The organism is Pseudomonas putida, from assembly GCF_026625125.1.
In the GTDB taxonomy this organism is placed as follows: Bacteria; Pseudomonadota; Gammaproteobacteria; order Pseudomonadales; family Pseudomonadaceae; genus Aquipseudomonas; species Aquipseudomonas putida_X.
This window is the reverse complement of record NZ_CP113097.1, coordinates 2,321,999-2,341,267: the sequence shown is the minus strand read 5'-3', so window position 1 is coordinate 2,341,267 and position 19,269 is coordinate 2,321,999. Positions and strand designations below refer to the sequence as shown.

Genomic DNA, 19,269 nt, shown 5'->3' with positions numbered 1-19,269 from the left:
GCCTTACGCGCGTTTTTCTCGCGCCGTCAGCGTGACCCAATAACGGGTGCGCGTATGTACCTCCAGCGGCAGGCTGGCCGCCAGCAGTGACAGCGCGCGGTCCGTGTCGTCGAGGCGGAAGGTGCCGGTGACACGCAGCGTGTCCAGCGCCGGTGCCCAGCGCAAAACACCGGGGCGGTACCTGCGCAATTCACGCAACAAGTCGCCCAATGGCCGATCGTCCAGCCTCAGCACCCCGTCGCGCCAGCCCAGCAGCCAATCATCCAGCCCGCTTACCGCGCCCACGCTGGCGGCCTGCAGGCTGGCCTGCTGCCCCGCCTGCAACGCCACGGCCGTGCCGCGCAGTGGTTGCAGCGTGGCGGTGCCGTTGAGTACAGAAACCCGACAAGACTGATCGAACAGACGAACACAGGCCTCGCCTGCGTTGACCGCTACCTGGCCAAACGGTACCTGCACGGTCATGCGCACGCCTTGGGGGGCGTTGATGGCCACCTCACCGCGGACCAGCGTCAGCCGTCGCGCTGCCAGGTCAATGTTGACGGCACTGTCGGTGTTCAGCTGCAAGACCGTGCCATCGCCCAGCTCCCGTCGACTGCGCGCCCCCACAGCGGTATGCACATCGGCGGTCCACGCATCCAGTGGTACCTGCCGACCAAGCAGCCAGGCGGCGGGAACCAGCGCGGCCACCCCCAACGCTTGCTTGAGCAGGGCACGACGCTCGGCGTCCGGGCGGTCGAGCGTGGCCAGCGCCAGCTCTCCGTGCAGTTGGGCGAAGCGTTGGCGCAGCAGCTGCGCCTTCTGCCAGGCCTGCTCATGCAGGGTGTTGCTGGCGCGCCACTGCGCCAGGCGCTGCAGCTCACCTTCACTGGCCTTGCCTGACTCCAGCAGTGCCAGCCAGCGCGCCGCCGTGCGTACGACTTCGCGGGCTTGAGCGGAAGGTTCGGCCATTACAGGTCCACCAGCAGGCAGTGCTCATAGGCCTGCGCCATGTAGCGTTTGACCGTGCGCTCGGATACCCCAAGGCGTTGCGCAATTTCGCTGTAGCCCAGGCCTTCCAGCTGGCTCCAGAGAAAGGCCTTGCGCACCGGCGCGTTGAGGCCGTCGAGCAGTTCATCCAGCGCTTGCAGAGTTTCGAGCAAGATCCAGCGTTGTTCCGGCGATGGCAGGCATTGCTCCGGCAATCGTGCCAGCGCGTCCAGGTAAGCTTGCTCCAGGCTGCGGCGCTTGTGGAAATCGCTCAACAGGCGCCTGCCGACGGTCAACAGGTAGGCGCGCGGTTCGCGGATTTCGGCCAGTGGCTGGGCACTGGCCAGCACTTTCAGAAAAGTGTCCTGGCTCAGATCGGCCGCATCCCAGGCGTTGCTCAGGCGCCGGCGCAGCCAGGCTTCAAGCCAGCCACGGTGCTCACGGTACAGGGCAGGCAAGCTGTGCTCCGGGGGCGTCGCGGCGTCAGTCATGGGGAAGGCCCTGCAGTGGCGTAAATAGAAGTGATTCTATTTTACGTTGCGGTGCAGATCCAAGGGGTTTGTGTTCACGGGACCGTCAGGACGCCTGTGAATCTCCTCCCACAGGAGGTCTGCGCAGTATCTGTAGGGGGTAGGCTTGCTGAGGATGTTCTGGCGTGCTGGCCAGAGCGGTGGCTTGCGAATAGTGCTGCAAGTACCGGCCCCATCGCCGGCAAGCCGGCCCACTGGGATCGCGCCGGCGTTTAGAAATTGGGCAAGACGGTTGCTTGCACAGGTAAAGCGCAGGCCTGATGAACTGCGCGGTTGTGGTGGGAGCCGGCTTGCCGGCGATGGGCTGCGCAGCAGCCCCCATAGCGGTACGGTAATAGCCCGAGCGCCCTCGACGGGACCAGTTCAAGCCTGGCTAAGATCAACAGGCTCGCCGGTTGCTGTGGAATGACGCACAGCGAAACGGCATGATCGGTGCCCCCCCTGAAAGGAACTCGACATGCAAGCATCCCCTCCCAATGACCTCCCCCGCTACCGGCTGATCACCGGCAAGGACGATGCTGCGTTCTGTCGCAGAATATCGGACATACTTGCCTTGGGGTATGAGCTGCATGGTTCGCCAAGCCTCACCTATGACCCCCAGCAACAGTGCGTCATCGCAGGCCAGGCGGTGGTATGGCCGAGCGCCAAGGGCCAGCCTCACCAGGGCTGACTACACCAGGCTGATGCCGGGCAGGGAACGTCTGCCCCGCTATGCCCTCCCACAGTAATGCAGGGCGAACGGCGCGCTGCCCATTCATGCTTGGAGAACTGGCTCAGATGAAAAAGATCCTGATGGTGCTGACATCCCACGATCAGTTGGGCGACACCGGCAAGAAAACCGGCTTCTGGCTGGAGGAGTTTGCCGCACCTTACTACGTGTTCATCGACGCCAACGCCGACGTCACCCTTGCCTCGCCCAAAGGCGGGCAGCCACCGCTGGACCCCAAAAGTGACGAGGACGATGCGCAAACCGACGCGACCCGGCGTTTTCGCAGTGATACCGAGGGGCAGATGGCACTGGCCGACACAGTACCGCTGAGCGAAATCGACCCTTATGACTTCGACGCCGTATTCTACCCCGGTGGCCATGGGCCGCTGTGGGACCTGGCCGAGGACACCGACTCCAAGACGCTTCTCGAAGCCTTCTATGCATCCAACAAGCCGATTGCCGCCGTGTGCCATGCACCGGGTGTGTTCAAGAACGTCAAAGCGCCAGACGGCCACCCTGTGGTCAAGGGCAAGAAAGTGACCGGGTTCGCCAACAGCGAGGAAGATGCGGTCGGGCTGACTGATGTGGTGCCCTTTCTGGTCGAGGACATGCTCAAGCACAACGGCGGCGAGTACTCCAAAGGCCCGGACTGGGCAAGCCATGTGGTCGAGGACGGGCATCTGATCACTGGGCAGAACCCGGCATCGTCGGAAGCGGTGGCCAAGGCGCTGCTCAAGCGCCTGGCAGCCGAGTAGGCCCGCTGCGCCATGACGCTGAACGCACTCATCTGCGGCGCCAGCCAGGGCATCGGCCTGGCGCTGTGCGAACAGCTGCTGGCACGCGACGACGTGGCGCGAGTGTGGGCGGTGTCACGCCAGGCCAGGGGCAGCCAAGCCCTGGCCGCGCTCGCCGCTGCACATGGCGAGCGCCTGGTGCGTATCGATTGCGACGCCCGCAATGAACAGGCCCTTGAAGCATTGGCCAGCGAGGTCAGCCGCATCTGCACACACCTCGATCTGGTCATAAGCACCTTGGGCATTCTGCAGCGCGACGGGGCCAAAGCGGAAAAGGCCCTGGCCCAACTCGACCTGGCTGGCCTGCAGGCCAGCTTCGCTACCAATGCGTTCGCGCCGGTGCTGCTGCTCAAACACCTGCTGCCGCTGCTGCGCAAGCAGCCCTGCACCTTTGCCGCGCTTTCGGCCAGGGTCGGTTCCATCGGCGACAACCGCCTGGGCGGCTGGTACAGCTACCGCGCCAGCAAGGCCGCGTTGAACCAGCTGCTGCATACGGCCAGCATCGAACTCAAACGGCTCAACCCGGCCTCTACGGTGCTAGTGCTGCACCCCGGCACCACCGATACCCAGCTTTCCCAACCGTTCCAGGCGAATGTGCCCGCCGAGCAATTGTTTGCACCCACGTTCGCTGCACAGTGCATCCTGAAGCAGATTGGCCGGCTTGGGCCGGCGGACAGTGGCAGCTTCTGGGCGTGGGATGGTCAGCCGATCACCTGGTGACGTTGCCAAGGTGAAGCCGGGTGCGTGGCGCAAGTGCTCCGTCACTCGGTCCAAGCAGTGCCGAAGACCCGCCCCATGCCCCTGACAGCGCACTGCTCAATCCGCGAAGTTGATCACCATGCGGCCCTTGATCTTGCCTTCCAGCATCTCTTCGAAAATAGCGTTGATGTCTTCGATCGGCCGCAACGTCACCTTCGGCACCACCTTGCCTTGCGCGGCAAACTCGAAGGCTTCAGCCAGGTCCTGGCGGGTACCCACCAATGAGCCGACCACTTCGATGCCATCGAGCACCAAGCGCGGAATGTCCAGGCTCATGGCCTCTGGCGGCAGCCCGACCGCCACCAGCCGCCCCCCGGCACGCAGCGCATCGACTGCAGAATTGAACGCGCTTTTCGACACCGCCGTCACCACGGCCGCCTGCGCGCCGCCGGTTTTCGCCTGGATGACCTTGGCTACATCCTCACTGCGCGCATTGACCACCAGGTCGGCGCCCATCTCACGGGCGAATGCCAGCTGCTCATCGTTCACGTCAATCGCGATGACCCGGGCGTTGAAGACATTCTTCGCATACTGCAGGGCCAGATTGCCCAGCCCGCCGAGGCCATAGACCGCAAGCCACTGCCCGGGGCGGATGTTGGACGATTTCACCGCCTTGTACGTGGTCACACCGGCGCAGGTGATGCTGCTGGCGGCAGCCGAGTCGAGCCCGTCAGGCACCTTCACCGCGTAGTCGGCCACCACGATGCACGCCTCGGCCATGCCGCCGTCGACGGTATAGCCCGAGTTCTTCACCTCACGGCACAGCGTTTCGTTACCGCTGTTGCAGTACTCGCAGTGCCCACACCCTTGGAAGAACCACGCCACGCTGGCGCGGTCGCCCGGCTTGAGCGACGTGACGCCCGGGCCTACCTCCACCACCACGCCAATCCCTTCGTGGCCGAGGGTCACACCCGTCTTGTCACCGAAATCGCCATTCTTGACGTGCAGGTCGGTGTGGCACACGCCACAGCACTGCATCTTCAGCAACGCTTCACCGTGGGCAAGCGGGCGCAGGGTTTTTTCCACCACGTCCACGCGTTGCCCTTTGGCCACAACTGCAGCTTTCATGAATGCCTCCTTGGTTACCTGAGTGAGCTTGAGTTGGAGCGTTCAGCATAGTGGTGGTTTGGCCGGAGGACTTGCTGCAGGTCAGAATCTTGCACGATAGGACAGCGAAGCAGATTGAGCTGGGCTTTAATGGGTGGTTATGCCTGCTTAGCGCTGAAATGCATATACGCCAACCTCGCATTTGCGCTGCAGCCAGACTCAATACACAATGCCGCCTCGCTATTTATGGACAAACCAATGTTAGGCAAGCACTTTTTGTATATTCTCGTTAGAACAAATGGCATTTCTTACAAAATGGGAATTTCCAGCGACTTCAAACGTCGTGTCAACGACCTCAACCGAGAGTGCGGCCCCTTTTGCTTAAAGCGTTCTTTTACTCTCCGCACTGACAACCGCAAAGATGCGACTGATTTGGAGACCATGTTAAAAACACTGTACGCGGATTACAATACGCCACTCCCGGAGAAAAAATTCGCCAAGGGGGAAACGGAGTGGTTCGCAGAAGAATGCTACGACGGCATGGTGGAATCCCTTAAAACATTAGCCTGTGTAAAGATGGGAGATGGTTACAGCCTACAAGCCATCGACCATAAGCTTATTAAGCCGATCACTGAGAATGGCGTCATAAGACAACAGGCCTTCCAAAGCTTCCTCGAAGGACTGAGCAATCAAATCAGAGCACTTTGCAGCAACACACATAACGCCCGAAGCTTCAGAGCAATCATTAAAGAAATGACGCGCCACCTCATTGGGGTCGTCAGATTACAGACCAGCGATCACAGCAACCACTATGAAATCTTCTTTAGCCCGGACACCCCCGCCTCATTCATTGACTCAATTCTCCAAATCTCTCGACTGACCGCTGACAATAGAAAAATTTGGGCCGGTGCAAATCTATGCACATCTACGCAGAGTTGCTCTCTATTTAAAAAAGCTTGCTTTTCGATCCGTAAAGACATGGAGGGTCTCGAGCAAAGCTGGGAATCCAAGGGTAAAAGCGCAATTTACCGTGCTATGCTTGACGAGCACGCAGAAAGATACCCTCTACCCCCGGCGTATCAATCTCATGTAGGACGATCTTTCATCGATGACCTTACTGAAGAGGAAACAGCTGAACTTGGCCGTGCCCTTTGGAGTGGGCTGTTTAACCGCTCGCATATCAACAATAGTAAGCGCAAGGATAAAAAAGCATTCACCAAAAAGCATACGGAACTTAAAACAATACCTCTACCTAAAAGTGTTACGCCAAATACCCTAACGGCTCAACAGCTCAAACTGGAATTCGACTGATCGACTCATTGCATATGCAGCTGAAGTTGTGGTGAAATCATTGCTGCCAGGTGTTGTCGATCGGCCCACTATCGACCAAACCGGTGCCCCTAGAATCGACTTACTCTGGAGGTCGTAGTGCTACATGCCTTCAATCAGAAAAAATCACTCCTTTTCCAGCGCTATCTTGGCATCAGAGACGATCCTGAAGAGCGCCGAATCAGTGCTGAAGATGAAATTACTTCACTCATCATGGGGCCACTCGCATTCCTTGACGCAACCACAATCGTCTCGTTTTGGGAGGCATTGATCAAGCTTTACAACCCTGAAATCTCATTTCCTTCAACAGCCCCCACGCGAGCACAAATGGAGTTCTGGCCAAAGCGCTGTAATATTGAGCCAGACCTTTATGTGAAGCTTTGGTGGGGTGAGGAAACAAGAATCCTGTTGGTAGAGTTCAAATGGCGTGCACCGCTGAGCGGTGAAGCACAACTACATAACCAATGGCAGCGTTTTCTTACACCAGAAGAGCAAATGAGCGCGTATCACCTTTTCATCGGCCTGGATTCCGCCGAAGCGCACAACGCATGTGCCCGACAGGACGTATGGCAAGGAAAGCTGCTAGCACGCAACTGGTTCGATGTGATGACCATACTCAACCGCAGCGCTCCGTCAGCCAACGACGGCTTCACATTGTGGCGTCATCAGGTGATGGCGTTTTTTTCGCTGGTTAGAGTACCCACATTCCGCGGTTTCTCTTCAATTGAGCAACCATCGCTATCAGTGCCCGTTGGGCCACTTTTCTTTTCATCGGTTTCCAACTTCAAGGCGCACTTATGAAAACGGTCGGCCAAACAATCGCAGAGGCATTCAACTACGTATCTAAAGTGGGCGAAGAATGCGAAGCCCTTGCTCAATTGATCCGGCAAGAGATCAGCGAGCAGTTGCCGTCAGCCGCCCGTGCACTGGGTTTGGCACCCGGAAAATGGAGCAGTCGATACAAAACCATCGGGGCCGGTTGGGTGTATTCCGATATGGTCTGGTTTGTGCCACTCGCCCCTGCCAACAAGGACGACGCCACTGCCTTCCTGAGTTTACAGCTCAGCATCTTCTGCGATAGCCCTGAAGCTGGCTCAATTGATGAGCCACTCCTGCATATCAGTTTCTGGGACAGTGTAACGGATCCAAATACGATGGAGTACATGGGTTTCCCATGTTATGAAATGATCCCTTCAACAATGAACCAATTGGCTAATGGCTGTGCCCGCCTCTTCCGCTGGCCAGCAAACACAGGCCAACCAGACTGGTGGACTTACAGTTTGCGTGTTGCTGGGCTCAACACTTTAGAGGACGTGCGCAGCCTGATAACCACGCCGGTTACACGACTGCTTGCAGACGTTGACAAAGGCGAAGAGCTTTTGAAGACCTTGCAAAAGGTGGTGCAATACTCGCCACTGATTAATCACGAAGATCATTACCGAGCAGAATAGCTGGGCGTCAACTCTTTGGGCGGAATAGCCTTGTCTAACCCCCGGCATCCTTACTCTCATGCAGCCGAAGGTTCCCCATGCCCTACCCCATCGAACAGAAACTCGTCGTCGGCGTCGCTTCCAGTGCACTGTTCGACCTGACCGTCTCGGACGATATCTATCAGGCAGATGGCGTGGAAGCCTACCGCCTGCACCAGGAGGCCAACCTTGACGTACCCTTTCCCAAAGGTGTGGCGTTTCCCTTCATCCGCCGCTTCCTGAGCATCAACAAAGCGTTCCCCGAGCAGTTGCCCGTAGAAGTGGTGCTGCTCTCGCGCAACTCACCCGAAACCGGCCTGCGGGTGTTCCGCTCCATCGCCCATTACGGCCTGGACATCACCCGCGCCGCGTTCATGTCCGGCCGCTCGCCCTACGAATACATCCCGGCCTTCAACGCCTCGCTGTTTCTAAGCGCCCACGAAGGGGACGTGCAGCGCGCCATCGACGCCGACTATCCCGCCGGCCTGGTGTTGCCGAGCAAGATCTACGATGACGAGATCGATACCGAATTACGGGTGGCTTTCGACTTCGACGGCGTGATCGCCGATGACGAAGCCGAAAGCGTGTACAAGCAGCGCCAGGACCTGACTGAGTTTCAGGCCCACGAGCATGCGCACAAGGCCATACCGCACCAACCGGGGCCCCTGGCGGATCTGTACCGCAAACTTTCGCTGATTCGTACGCTTGAAGACCAGAAACTGGCGCTCGACCCGGCGTACAAGCGCATCCTGCGCATCGCCATCGTCACTGCGCGCAATGCCCCATCGCATGAACGTGGGGTGACGACCTTGAAAAACTGGGGCGTTTCGCCGGATGAATCGTTCTTTCTCGGAGGCATGGAGAAAGACCGGGTGCTGTCGATTCTCAAGCCACACATGTTCTTCGATGATCAGCGCAGCCACCTGATGTCGGCCGCAGGGGATTTGCCGATGGTGCATGTGCCATTCGGAGTGGCGAACAGGGCGGTGGGTGTCGAGGTTGCCGAGCACCCAGTGAACCTTGCCGAACTCGACAGCACCGCAGAGTAAAGGCCAGATCTACTTGCCTTCAGGAACCAGCGCTTGCAGCAGGGTCACCTTGCGCTGCAATTGGTCGACATGCGCCTGGTGCGCGCGCAGTGCAGAACGCAGCTCCTTGTTTTCCGATTGCTGAATCCGCGCCCAACGCAGGGTGGTACGGCAATTGACGAGGGTTTCCCACACTTCCTGCAGTTTCAGGTATTGGGCCAACAGCAGCACCGAAATCACCAGCATCATCAAAAGCGCCGCTGCCCAAATCATATCCGTCGTAGCCATTGTTCAATCCTTTTACCAAGTCAGTTTGTTTCGAAGACAGCCAAAGGATATGTAGTGATTTCTTACACGTATAGATTGTAGACTTATACAGGTAAACAATTCGCACACATGGATGGGCCATGAAACGCACTCAGCAAATAAACCAGGTCCGCTGGGACCTGGCACTTCGCTATCGCCTGATCGAAACCGTAGCCTGGTGGGAGGGCCGGCTGACCACGGGGCACTTGATGCAGAGCTTCGGCATAAGCCGCCAACAGGCCTCCAAGGACATCAATACCTACATCAGTGAGCATGCGCCTAAAAACCTTACATATGACAAGCAACTGAAGGGTTATGTACCCGGCAGGCAGTTCAAGCCGCTGTTCATCGATGACAGTGCCAATGCCTATCTGCAATTACTCAATCAGACCCACTCGCGGGCGCCGCATGTGGAGGGATTGGCGTTGGCGTATGCCCACACCAAGGTGCTGGAAGTACCCGACAGGACGATTCGCCCGGACGTGCTGCGCCCTCTGCTCAAGGCCTGCCGTAACAATGAAGTGCTCTCTATCGAATACGTGTCGCTGGCCAACCCGGTACCGGAAATACGCCTGATTTCGCCCCACACCCTGGTCTACACCGGCATGCGCTGGCACGTACGCGCGTATTGCGAGAAGAATCGCAAGTACCGGGATTTTGTGCTGAGCAGGTTCAGGGGCGTACCAGAGTTCGAGCGCATGAGCGAGCACCTGATCGATGACGATGAGGAATGGAACACCATGATCGATGTGATCATCGAGCCAGACTCCCGTCTCAACCCCGAACAGAAGGCCATTATCGAAATTGACCTGGGTATGCAGGCCGGTGAGCTGGTGATCCCGACCCGCTGCGCACTGGTGGGCTATGTACTGCAGCGCTATCAGATCGACCCGAAAAAGCTTGAGCCCAAGGCATCGGCGCAGCAGATCGTGGTGAAAAACCTGGAGGCGTTGAGGCCTTGGCTGTACCTGTGAATGAGCAACGGGTTAGTTAGCCATTCTTCTGAACTGGCCACGGCGGTGCCAGCGGGGTAGCCACCGCCTGAGGTCACGTGACTTCAACCACGATATCGTAGTAGTTGCTCCGCGCCTTGAACCAAAGATGGCACTTCGCTATATTCCGTTCCGATTCAGGTACATCTGCCAATCGCCGCAAGACGCCCTATTCGTGCAAGGAGCATGTTTGATGACCCAACTCGCCGTGGATCCCTTGGCCCAAGCCGTCCACCAGGCCACCCCCGATGTAGGCGCAACGCTTGTGCACCAGTACGAGCAAGTCGTCATCAAAAGCCTGCTCACTTCATTCGGCCTGGACTTCCTGTTGGCCAACGATCGACGTGGTGGCCATGTAGATACCCTGCATACCGTGCGCGACGAGACCGTTGGCTATGCATCCGCAGCGAACGAGGCGGCTTATGCGGCGCGCGGCGATTATGACAGCGCGGCTTACCACTCCACCGACACTTACATACAGGTAGGCCGAGAGTACAAAGCTGGCAAGCAATCCGGCACGCTGCAGGATGCCTATACGGGCAAGACGTTCGCGCCGAACGCCGATGTACATCGCGACCACACTATCTCGGCGAAAGAGATCCACGACGACCGTGCGCGGGTTCTGGCAAACCGTGATGGTGTAGAACTGGCCAATCAGCGCAGTAACCTCAACGCCACCGATGGGTCTGTCAATACATCGAAAAAGGACAAGAGCGCTGACGAGTTCATTCGCTACCTCGACCAGAACGAAGCGCAACGCAAGGCTGAAATCAGCGATCTTCAATCGAAGCAGCGCAGTGTGGGCCTGACCGATAAAGAACGCAAAACGTTGAACAAGCTTGAGAAACTCGACGCCGTCGACCCGGGCAAACTGCGTGAAAGAGACCGGATCGCCCGTGAAGCCTATGAGCGCGAACTGGCCAACAGTTATTACACCAGCACTGCATTCCTGGCCGACACTGCCAGTGCCAGCCTCAACCAAGGGGTCCGCATGGGCGCCCGGGAAACGCTCGGCCTGGTGCTGATCGAAGCGTGGAATGCGCTACGCCAGGAACTGCCGCACATTCTGCAGAGCATGAAAGGCAACTTTGACCTCGGCCTCTTCCTGCAGCACTTGGGTAATGCCTGCAAGGCAGCGTTTGAAGGCGTACAGGCCCGGCGCGGTGAACTGCTGACACGTTTCAAGGACGGGCTGCTCGCTGGCGTGCTGTCGTCAGTGATGACCACCTTGATCAATATCTTCTTCACCACGGCCAAGAACGTCGCCAAGATCCTGCGTGAATCCTGGGCAACCATCCTTGAAGCGGTGCGCACGCTGGTATTCAACCCCCAGCGGCTGCCATTCGGTGAGTTGCTGCGCGCAGTCTCGAAGATCGTAGCAACCGGCGTGTCGGTGTGTACCGGAGTGCTGGTGCAAGAAGCCATCGCCAAAGTGCCTGGCATGCAGGTTCCAGTGCTGGGAGAAATACTTTCCACCTTCGTCGGCGCGCTGGCCAGCGGCTTGCTGAACATCTCCTTGCTGTACTTCATCGACCACTCGCCGCTGGTGAACCGGATTGTCGAGTTCGCCAACGGCCTCAAGTCGACACTGGATCACACGCTGGACTACTACAAGCTGGTCAATCAGCGCCTGGAAGCCTATACCGCCGAACTCGCGGGCATTGACTTCCAGCAGTTGCAAGACCAGCTGGCCACGTTGCAGAAGGTCAATGCCAGCCTGGTGCTGGCACAAACCCATGCCGACCTGAATGACGCACTGTTCAGTGCCATGGCGACTTGCGAAATCGACATGCCTTACCAAGATCGCAAAGGCTTGGACGACTTCATGAACGACAAAGACGCTGTGCTGGTGTTTTGAGCGCCAATGTCGCGGTTCAACTGCGATGCCTGTGGGCTGTGCTGCCAGAACCTGGCAGGGCAGCCGCTGTACAGCGACCTGGACGACGGCACAGGGGTTTGCCGCCACTACGACAAGGGCAGCAGCCGCTGCGGCATTTATGAGCAACGACCGCTCAAGTGCCGGATCGACGACAGCTACGACCACATTTACGCAAGCCACATGAGCCGAGCGCAGTTCCATGTGCTCAATCAGGCTGCCTGTGAAACTCTCAAAAGCAAAAGGACACGTTAGAGATGCCATTACCGTTTCTGTTGATCGGTGCAGCTGTAGTCGCGGGTGGAGCCGGGATCGCCGGCGGCGTGAAAGGCGCCAAGAAAATTTCCGAAGCCAAAGGCATCGTCGCCGACGCGCAGGAGCGCTATGACCGCGCCCGCGAACAACTTGACGGTGACCAGAAGAACACTGAGCAATCGCTTGAGGCGCTGGGTGCACTCAAGCTCGATATCAGCCGTAGCTTCGGACGTTTTGCATCCGCCTACGAGAAAATCAAGAACAAGCCCCAATTCAAAGAGTTTCACGGCGAGGACATCCGCTTCGACAAGCACGATCTGGATCAGATCAAGGAAATCTCCATTTCCGCAATCGACCTTCTCGGCAGCTCGGCACTGACTGCAAGCGCTGGCGCACTTGCAGGCTTTGCCGCCTACGGTGGCACCATGGCTCTGGGGGTGGCGTCGACCGGCACGGCAATCAGCTCGCTGTCTGGCGTTGCTGCCTACAACGCCACGCTCGCGGCCCTGGGCGGCGGCGCGCTTTCTGCAGGTGGCGGCGGCATGGCACTGGGCTCGATGGTACTGGGCGGTGCAGTGGCGGGCCCGGTGATTGCCGTAGGTGGTTTGCTGCTCAATGCCAAGGGCAACTCAAGCCTCGAAAAGGCCGAAGAGATCCGCCAGGAAGTGAACAAGACTGTCGACCTGATCAAGGAATCGACTGTTTACCTGAAAAAGCTCAAGCTCATCAGCGACAAAGTCATTGGTGAACTGACCATCACATTCAGCCTGTACGTGAAACACGTTACCAGCCTGGAGCAGTTGGTTCAGCGCACCACTGATTACAACGCATTCAGCCAGGATGAAAAAGATCTGCTGTCCAACAACATCATGCTAGTAAAACTGCTGACCCAGCTGGTACAGAGCGCCCTGGCCGGCAAGAAGAACGGTAAGGACGTGGTCCTGCAGGACAGCGTCCACAAAGAGCTGGAGCATGCTCAGGAGGTTCGCGGCAAGCTTGCCGCTTGATCTCCCACAGATGCGGGCATTGATCAGGCGGCGTATCCGCGCCTGGTCAGCCTTTGAAATCGACGTCCTTGCCGCCAGCCCGGTGCTCGAAGCTGCCATTACCGTTGCCTTTGCCGTTACCCGGGTCGGCGAGCGCAGCGCCCGACGACGCTAGCACTGCCACAGACGTTACAGCGGCAATCAACGCTTTCAACTTGGCCATGAGGGCACTCCTTGCGGTGGAGAGATTGGTTGTAATCTAGACGACATCGCAATCATTGGCAGCAGGCCAGCGCACCTGGCAGGCCCAGCACATGCCGCCTACAAAGTGGTAGGCATGCCGCGCCGGTCCAGCTCGAACACCTTGGTACGCTGCAGGCAATCGCGCAACCACAGGGCAGCCTTGCCCGGCCGGTGCTGCTGATGCCACAGCAGGTCCACGCCGACCAGCCAGTCGGTGTGCGGATAGGCCTGCAGTTGCAGCTCGATCAACTCCCCGGCGTCCAGCTCCCGCTGCACCAGCTGCCGTGGCAGGGTCGCCCACCCCAGGCCTCCGCGCACCATCTCCACCAACGCCAGGTAGCTCTCGGCCTGCCAGAGCTGGGCGGTACGCAGGTATTCGCTGCTGGGCAGCTTTTGGGCGTGGGCGAAGAAGGCCAGCCGGCGGTGGGCGTGCAGGTCGGCGAAGGTGCAGGTTTGCAGTTGCGCCAGCGGGTGGGTAGCGTGGCAGACATGCGCCATGATCAATTTGCCCAGCTGCTGGAAGGCCAATACGGGCGGGTAGCCCGGCTGGGAAAAGGCGATGCCCAGGTCTGCCTCACCTTTATGCACCATCTCGCTGACATCGCCGTGCACCGGGTGACGAATCAGCAAGTCGACGAAGGGAAAGGCCTGGTCGAACGCTTTGAACACCGGGATCAGTGAACCATACGGCACCTCGATGGCGAGCGTGAGCGCAGGCTCGGCCTGCTGGGCCAGGTTGTCGGCGCTGCCCTCCAGGGCGTAGCAACGCTCAAGGATGCCCTCGGCTCGCAGCTGCAGTTTATGCCCGGCGGCGGTCAGTGCCGGTATGCGGCTGCTACGGTCGAACAGCGCCACGCCCAGGTCGGTTTCCAGGTTGGCGATTGCAGCGCTGACGGTGGACTGCGTACGCCCCAGGCGCCGCGCCGCTGCCGAAAACGAGCCCGCTTGTACCGCGGCAACGAACACCTGCAATTGCTCCAGCGAAAAACGCATCCCTACCCCCTGCCTACCCCGTGATCCATCGATGCTAACGATGGTTACTCATTTGTTCCATCGTTTGTTTCGCCGGATCATCGGCCTCGACCACGCTTGCAGCTGCCCTGTTCAAACCCTGCGCTGCGTGTCACTCCAGGCGCCGATAACAACGAAAAGAGCCGCACCTTCAGGAGATTCACGCCATGAGCCCATGCAAGGTCCACGCTGTAGACGAAGTATTACCGCTGCGCCAACTGTTCACCTTTGGCCTGCAGCACGTACTGGTGATGTATGCCGGCGCGGTCGCCGTGCCGCTCATCCTCGGCAGCGCACTGGGCCTGACCCAGGCGCAGGTAGTGACGCTGATCAACGCCAACCTGTTCACCTCGGGTATCGCCACCCTCATCCAGACCCTCGGTTTCTGGCGCTTCGGGGCGCGCCTGCCGTTGATCCAGGGCTGCTCGTTCATCGCGCTGGCACCGATGATCATGATCGGCAAGCAGTTCGGCCTGCAGGAGGTGTTCGGTGCGGTGATTGCTGCCGGCGCTATCACCATCGCCCTCGCGCCGCTGTTCAGCCGGCTGCTGCGTTTCTTCCCGCCGGTGGTGATCGGCAGCCTGATCACCATCATCGGTATTTCGCTGATGCCTGCAGCGGCCATCTGGCTGGGGGGCGGCGACCCGGGCGCGGCGGACTTCGGCGCCCCCGCCAACCTGTTGCTGGGCATCGCGACGGTGGCCATCACGCTGCTGATTCATGCACGCTTTTCAGGCTTTATCGGCAACCTCAGCGTGCTGCTCGGCCTGTTGGGCGGCAGCCTGTTGGCCGCAGCCTTCGGCATGACGCACTTCGGCAAAGTCAGCCAAGCCGCCTGGTTCGAGCTGAGCCCGCCCATGGCCTTCGGTGCGCCACAGTTCTCTACCACGCCAATCCTCATCATGGTGCTGGCCATGCTGGTGATCATGGCCGAAACCACCGGCAACTGCCTGGCCATCGGCAAACTGGTCGGCAAGCCCACAGACGCCACCACACTGGGCGACGCTTTCCGCGCAGACGGGCTATCGACGATGCTCGGCGGGCTGTTCAACAGTTTCCCGTACAACGCCTTCACCCAGAACACCGGGTTGATCGCGCTTTCCAACGTCAAGAGCCGCTTTGTGGTGGCCGCCGCCGGCGCAATCATGGTGCTGATGGGGCTGTTTCCGAAACTGGGCGCGCTGATCGCTGCCGTGCCCACGCCGGTGCTGGGCGGCTGCGCCATCGTCATGTTCGGCATGACCACGGTGGCCGGGATCCAGGCGCTCTCCCGCGTACCGTTCGAAGGCACCCGCAACGGCATCATCGTTGCCGTTTCGATCAGCATCGGCGTATTGCCAATGTCCTTCCCCGGGCTGTTCCAGCACCTGAGCGGCCCGCTCAAGCTGGTGCTGGAGAGCGGTATTTTCCTCGGCGCGATCACGGCGATCACGCTCAATCTGCTGCTCAACAACACCAAGACCACTGACCCGGACCGCGCCGATGCCAGCGTGGCCAAGTGAGCCCTTTTTCCCCTGCCGATCCCAGGAGCAACCATGACCACTCTCCACACACCTGCCGCCGCCGACCTGTCCGCCCTGGACCTGGACCTGCTACGCCAGTCGATGCGCCTGGCAGAGCAGGCCAAAGCACGCGGTCGTCACCCCTTTGCGGCCATTGTCGCCGATGCCCAAGGCCGGGTGATCGCCAGCGCTGGCAACAACTCCATGCCGCCCGAAGGCGACCCCACCCAACACGCCGAACTGGTCGCCGCAGCCCTGGCTGCCAAAGCCCTGCCAGCCGAAGCACTGGCCAACTGCACGCTCTACACCAGCGCTGAACCCTGCTGCATGTGCGCCGGTGCCGTGTACTGGACCGGCATCGGCCGGGTGGTGTATGCGCTGTCGGAACATACGCTGCTCGAACTGACCGGGGACCACCCGGAAAACCCGACGTTTTCCTTGCCATGCCGCGAGGTGTTCGCCCGCGGCCAGCGTGAGATCGTCGTGCACGGCCCGCTGTTGGAGGACGAAGCCGCTGCGGCGCACAAAGGGTTCTGGAAATGAGCATGGGCACTGACTGAGCCCAAGAAGCGCCAGGCAGGCTCACCGAGCTGCCTGGCAGCTTGAACCGGCCGCGGCCCGGCTCACTGCGGTTGGCGGTTACGCCTGGCCAGCAATGCGCGTGCCGCCACAGCAGCCACCACCAGCCCCGGTGAGGCTGCCAGCAGCAGCCCACCCACCCCCGTCCCGGCGGCCAGAATCTGCCCCGCCGCCAACGGCCCGGCCATCGAACCCAAGCGCCCGATGGCTACCGAAGCCCCCACCCCCGTGGCCCGAACCTGCGTCGAATACAGGGTCGGCGCCAGTGCGTACAGCACCAGTTGGCCGCCGATGGCGCAATAGCCGGCAACGAAACCGGCCACCAGCATGAACGCAAAGCTCGTCGACAGGCCAAGCCCCGCCAGCGCTGCCAGCATGCCGATGTAGGCGATGAACACTGCGCGCCGAGCATGCCCCTTGTCCATCATCCGCCCGGTGAGGAACGAGCCCGCCGCACCGCCGAGGTTGAACAGGATCTGTACCATGCCAGCCTGCGGGCGGCTGAAACCTTGCCCGATCAGCAACGACGGCAACCAGTTGAGCAGCATGTACAACACGGTAAGGGTAAAGAAGCACGCCACCCACAGCAGCAAGGTGCGGCTTGCATGCCCAGGCCCGAACAGCTGGGCCAGCATGCCTTGGCCGGCAATCTTTTCACCGGTTTGCGCCCGAAACGCCTGGGACTCTTTCAGCCATACCACCAGCACCAGGGCGATGACGATCGGCGCGATACCGCCCACATAGAACACTACCCGCCAGTCTTCGCCCAACGGCGCCATGCCGATGATCGAAGCAATGGCGCCGCCCAGGGGTACGCCACAATACGTGATGCTCACCGCGGTGCTGCGCAATTGCTCGGGCGCCGCCTCACTGGCCAGGGCAATGAGGATGGGCAACGCCGCCCCCAGCCCCAGCCCCGTCATCAGCCGTGCGACCAGCAGTGAGGCGTAGCTGTCGGCCAAGGCAGTACCGAGCGAAAAGCCACCGAAGAGCAGCACCGCCACGATCAGGATGTTCTTGCGGCCCAGCCGGTCGGCGAGCCAACCCCCGATGAAGGCGCCGGGCAACAACCCCAGCAGCCCTGCGCTGAACACCCAGCCAAGCATCGCCGGGGTCAGCGCGAACGCCTTGGCCATGTGTGGTGCGGCGATGCCGGTCGCCTGAAGGTCGAGGCCTTCGAGCAGTGCTACGAGAAAACACAGGCCGATGGTAAGCACCGGCTTGCTTGAGGACGAGGATGAATCACGCATGGGTAGGCCCTTTTGTTGTTATGCGTTGGGTTGGGATCAAAGCCTGAACGTGGCACGTAACGAGATGAACGAAGAATCTTCCCCACCGGCGTCCTTGATGGCGGAACTGACGTCGTAGTACTTCAGGTCGACGTCCAGGGTCAGATTGGGTGTCGCCAACCAACGGGTGTTGGCGCGGTAGATGGTGCCCACATGGCGCCCGGTGCCCCGGGTGTTGGCCAGCATGCTCATGCCAGGCATGTACACACCGTCTTCTGCACGCTGCTTCCACACCTCGAAGACGCCCGGCTCGAAGCGCAAGGTACGCCAGGGTGAAAAGCCCAACGTCGGCCCGACCACGATGAGGTTGCTCAAGGTGGTCAGGCTGGCCTCGCCATAAACGCCATTGCGCGGGAACAGCGGGTCGAAGGTGTTGACCTTGCCATCGCCCAGTTCGCGGTCACCGCTGGCGGCGTCGATGCGCATGCCCAACCGCGGCTGCCAGGGGTGGGCGAAGGTGTAGCCGGTGTCGCTGGACAGTGCCCAGGCACGGATCGAGGCATTGCCCAGGTGGCCGGTCTGCCCGGCCAGGTTCCAGCTCCAGTCCAGGGCCTGCTGGCGGCCGAACAACCGCGTGCCGAAGGTATAGCGTTGTTCATCGCCTGCTTCACCCGCCAGGCTGCGGTCATCGGTTTCCAGGCCGAAGGCGAACAGGTCGATGTTCCAGGCTGCCGTAAGCGGCAAGGTACCGTACAGGCCATAGAACTTCACCGCATTGTTGCTGCCGTCGTCCCAGCTGTCCTCGCCGGTCTTGAGCGGCCGAAACGCGAAGGCATCGAGCTTGCGGCCGTCCTTGAGGTTGAGGCTGGCGCGCACGCCATCGAAGCTCAGGCGGATGTTGGGTGAGTCCCGGTAGGTGACCCACGCCTGGTCGCCAAGCCCCATCTCCTGGCGGCCTATGCGGGTGGTGTAGCGCCCTTGGGCAACGTCATGATTGAAGTCGACGAAGGCCTGGCGCACTTCATTGCGGCTTTCATCGTTGGGGGAGTACAGGTCCTTGCCGAAAGCCCGGGTGTTCTCCACCTGGACGAACGTGCGCACAGCATCATCGAACAGATGCAGGTCGGCGTGCGCCTGCAAGCGCTGCATCAGATAGGAGTCGTCGTTCAACCCGCGCAAGCCGAAAAATGGCTTGTTGAATACATCGGCCCGGTAACGGGCTTCGGCCCCCAGCTGCAGCCAGGCCGACTCGGACAAGCGATGGTAGCGCACCCCATCGAATGGGTCGCTGGCCTTGGCCGGGGCATCCAGGAAGCGATAGTCCTCGACCCAGCGAGGCGCACCGGGCCGGCCTGGCCGGCTCTGTTCAAGCGGACTGGCCGCCTGCACGCATTGGCCTATGGAAAGCAGTACAACGGGCACCCACCACCGGTTCAACGGCCTGGTCATCAGAATTTCCCTTTACTTGTTTTTATGAAATTGGATAACTCTGTTAACGATTATTTTTGTTAACCATCTTGCCGTCAATAGGGGGATGCAAACTACCTGACATTGGCCCAAATCCACCGTTCGTTTATCGAACGCTTTTTCCCAGGGCGCCTGCGCAGTCGCCGTTATGGCCGTTAACATGAGTGCTGCGGGCTCTCTACCTTGCGGGCA

21 protein-coding genes are annotated in these 19,269 nt (G+C 60.1%); 13 read left to right on the top strand and 8 right to left on the bottom strand.

What is annotated here, in order from left to right; translation table 11 throughout:
* Positions 1 to 3: 3 nt before the first annotated feature.
* Both OSW16_RS10780 and OSW16_RS10775 read right to left on the bottom strand, forming a co-directional pair.
* Positions 4 to 948, bottom strand: coding sequence for a FecR domain-containing protein (locus tag OSW16_RS10780; protein WP_267822941.1), 945 nt, complete (start codon positions 946 to 948; stop codon positions 4 to 6).
* On the bottom strand, positions 948 to 1,457 hold the full coding sequence (locus OSW16_RS10775) for a sigma-70 family RNA polymerase sigma factor (RefSeq protein WP_267822939.1): 510 nt from the start codon (positions 1,455 to 1,457) through the stop codon (positions 948 to 950). Before OSW16_RS10775 ends, OSW16_RS10780 begins: the two co-directional genes overlap by 1 nt.
* Before the next feature lie 496 nt (positions 1,458 to 1,953).
* Here OSW16_RS10775 and OSW16_RS10770 point away from each other — a divergent pair, with 496 nt between their 5' ends.
* The 3 genes from OSW16_RS10770 (at position 1,954) to OSW16_RS10760 (ending at position 3,719) form a co-directional block, all read left to right on the top strand.
* Positions 1,954 to 2,166, top strand: coding sequence for a DUF1737 domain-containing protein (locus tag OSW16_RS10770; protein WP_267822937.1), 213 nt, complete (start codon positions 1,954 to 1,956; stop codon positions 2,164 to 2,166).
* A gap of 107 nt (positions 2,167 to 2,273) precedes the next feature.
* Positions 2,274 to 2,960 carry a type 1 glutamine amidotransferase domain-containing protein gene (locus tag OSW16_RS10765; protein ID WP_267822935.1) on the top strand — a complete coding sequence of 229 codons (687 nt, stop codon included), beginning with the start codon at positions 2,274 to 2,276 and terminating at the stop codon, positions 2,958 to 2,960.
* A gap of 12 nt (positions 2,961 to 2,972) precedes the next feature.
* Positions 2,973 to 3,719 carry an SDR family NAD(P)-dependent oxidoreductase gene (locus OSW16_RS10760; RefSeq protein ID WP_267822934.1) on the top strand — a complete coding sequence of 249 codons (747 nt, stop codon included), beginning with the start codon at positions 2,973 to 2,975 and terminating at the stop codon, positions 3,717 to 3,719.
* A gap of 96 nt (positions 3,720 to 3,815) precedes the next feature.
* Here the strand turns inward: OSW16_RS10760 and adhP are convergent, their stop codons facing one another.
* Complete coding sequence (adhP, locus tag OSW16_RS10755; RefSeq protein WP_241806437.1) at positions 3,816 to 4,826, bottom strand: alcohol dehydrogenase AdhP; 1,011 nt, start codon at positions 4,824 to 4,826, stop codon at positions 3,816 to 3,818.
* A 129-nt stretch (positions 4,827 to 4,955) separates the two neighbouring features.
* Here adhP and OSW16_RS10750 point away from each other — a divergent pair, with 129 nt between their 5' ends.
* The 4 genes from OSW16_RS10750 (at position 4,956) to OSW16_RS10735 (ending at position 8,652) form a co-directional block, all read left to right on the top strand.
* Positions 4,956 to 6,116: a GIY-YIG nuclease family protein gene (locus OSW16_RS10750; protein ID WP_267822930.1), complete on the top strand. Its 1,161-nt coding sequence runs from the start codon at positions 4,956 to 4,958 to the stop codon at positions 6,114 to 6,116.
* A gap of 117 nt (positions 6,117 to 6,233) precedes the next feature.
* Positions 6,234 to 6,935, top strand: coding sequence for a hypothetical protein (locus tag OSW16_RS10745; RefSeq protein ID WP_267822929.1), 702 nt, complete (start codon positions 6,234 to 6,236; stop codon positions 6,933 to 6,935).
* Entirely contained in the window at positions 6,932 to 7,585 is a 654-nt protein-coding gene (locus tag OSW16_RS10740) for a hypothetical protein (RefSeq protein ID WP_267822927.1), read from the top strand. The genes OSW16_RS10745 and OSW16_RS10740 overlap by 4 nt, the downstream gene beginning before the upstream one ends.
* 77 nt (positions 7,586 to 7,662) lie before the next feature.
* Positions 7,663 to 8,652: a 5'-nucleotidase gene (locus OSW16_RS10735; RefSeq protein ID WP_267822925.1), complete on the top strand. Its 990-nt coding sequence runs from the start codon at positions 7,663 to 7,665 to the stop codon at positions 8,650 to 8,652.
* Positions 8,653 to 8,661: 9 nt separating this feature from the next.
* Here the strand turns inward: OSW16_RS10735 and OSW16_RS10730 are convergent, their stop codons facing one another.
* The gene (locus tag OSW16_RS10730; RefSeq protein WP_267822922.1) at positions 8,662 to 8,919 is read right to left on the bottom strand and encodes a hypothetical protein; all 258 of its coding nucleotides are present in this window, start codon (positions 8,917 to 8,919) and stop codon (positions 8,662 to 8,664) included.
* A 119-nt stretch (positions 8,920 to 9,038) separates the two neighbouring features.
* On the opposite strand from OSW16_RS10730, the gene OSW16_RS10725 reads away from it, so the two are divergent.
* From OSW16_RS10725 to OSW16_RS10710, 4 genes are all read left to right on the top strand, one after another.
* A complete protein-coding gene (locus OSW16_RS10725) occupies positions 9,039 to 9,911 on the top strand; it encodes a helix-turn-helix transcriptional regulator (RefSeq protein ID WP_267822920.1) in 873 nt (290 codons plus the stop codon).
* A 211-nt stretch (positions 9,912 to 10,122) separates the two neighbouring features.
* Positions 10,123 to 11,787 (top strand): hypothetical protein, encoded by a 1,665-nt coding sequence (locus OSW16_RS10720; protein WP_267822918.1) that lies wholly within the window; start codon positions 10,123 to 10,125, stop codon positions 11,785 to 11,787.
* A 6-nt stretch (positions 11,788 to 11,793) separates the two neighbouring features.
* A complete protein-coding gene (locus tag OSW16_RS10715) occupies positions 11,794 to 12,060 on the top strand; it encodes a YkgJ family cysteine cluster protein (RefSeq protein ID WP_267822916.1) in 267 nt (88 codons plus the stop codon).
* Positions 12,061 to 12,062: 2 nt separating this feature from the next.
* Entirely contained in the window at positions 12,063 to 13,067 is a 1,005-nt protein-coding gene (locus OSW16_RS10710) for a hypothetical protein (protein WP_267822914.1), read from the top strand.
* Between the two features lie 46 nt (positions 13,068 to 13,113).
* Here the strand turns inward: OSW16_RS10710 and OSW16_RS10705 are convergent, their stop codons facing one another.
* Both OSW16_RS10705 and OSW16_RS10700 read right to left on the bottom strand, forming a co-directional pair.
* Positions 13,114 to 13,269: a hypothetical protein gene (locus OSW16_RS10705; protein WP_267822912.1), complete on the bottom strand. Its 156-nt coding sequence runs from the start codon at positions 13,267 to 13,269 to the stop codon at positions 13,114 to 13,116.
* Between the two features lie 98 nt (positions 13,270 to 13,367).
* Positions 13,368 to 14,282: a LysR family transcriptional regulator gene (locus OSW16_RS10700; RefSeq protein ID WP_267822911.1), complete on the bottom strand. Its 915-nt coding sequence runs from the start codon at positions 14,280 to 14,282 to the stop codon at positions 13,368 to 13,370.
* A gap of 185 nt (positions 14,283 to 14,467) precedes the next feature.
* Between OSW16_RS10700 and OSW16_RS10695 the strand changes: the two genes are divergently transcribed.
* Entirely contained in the window at positions 14,468 to 15,802 is a 1,335-nt protein-coding gene (locus tag OSW16_RS10695; RefSeq protein ID WP_241806440.1) for a nucleobase:cation symporter-2 family protein, read from the top strand.
* Between the two features lie 33 nt (positions 15,803 to 15,835).
* A complete protein-coding gene (locus OSW16_RS10690) occupies positions 15,836 to 16,345 on the top strand; it encodes a nucleoside deaminase (protein ID WP_241806441.1) in 510 nt (169 codons plus the stop codon).
* An 80-nt stretch (positions 16,346 to 16,425) separates the two neighbouring features.
* Here OSW16_RS10690 and mhpT read toward each other — a convergent pair whose 3' ends face one another.
* Together mhpT and OSW16_RS10680 are read right to left on the bottom strand one after the other, a co-directional pair.
* Entirely contained in the window at positions 16,426 to 17,631 is a 1,206-nt protein-coding gene (mhpT, locus tag OSW16_RS10685; protein WP_267822908.1) for a 3-(3-hydroxy-phenyl)propionate transporter MhpT, read from the bottom strand.
* Between the two features lie 36 nt (positions 17,632 to 17,667).
* Positions 17,668 to 19,059 carry an alginate export family protein gene (locus OSW16_RS10680; protein ID WP_267822907.1) on the bottom strand — a complete coding sequence of 464 codons (1,392 nt, stop codon included), beginning with the start codon at positions 19,057 to 19,059 and terminating at the stop codon, positions 17,668 to 17,670.
* Between the last annotated feature and the right edge of the window lie 210 nt (positions 19,060 to 19,269).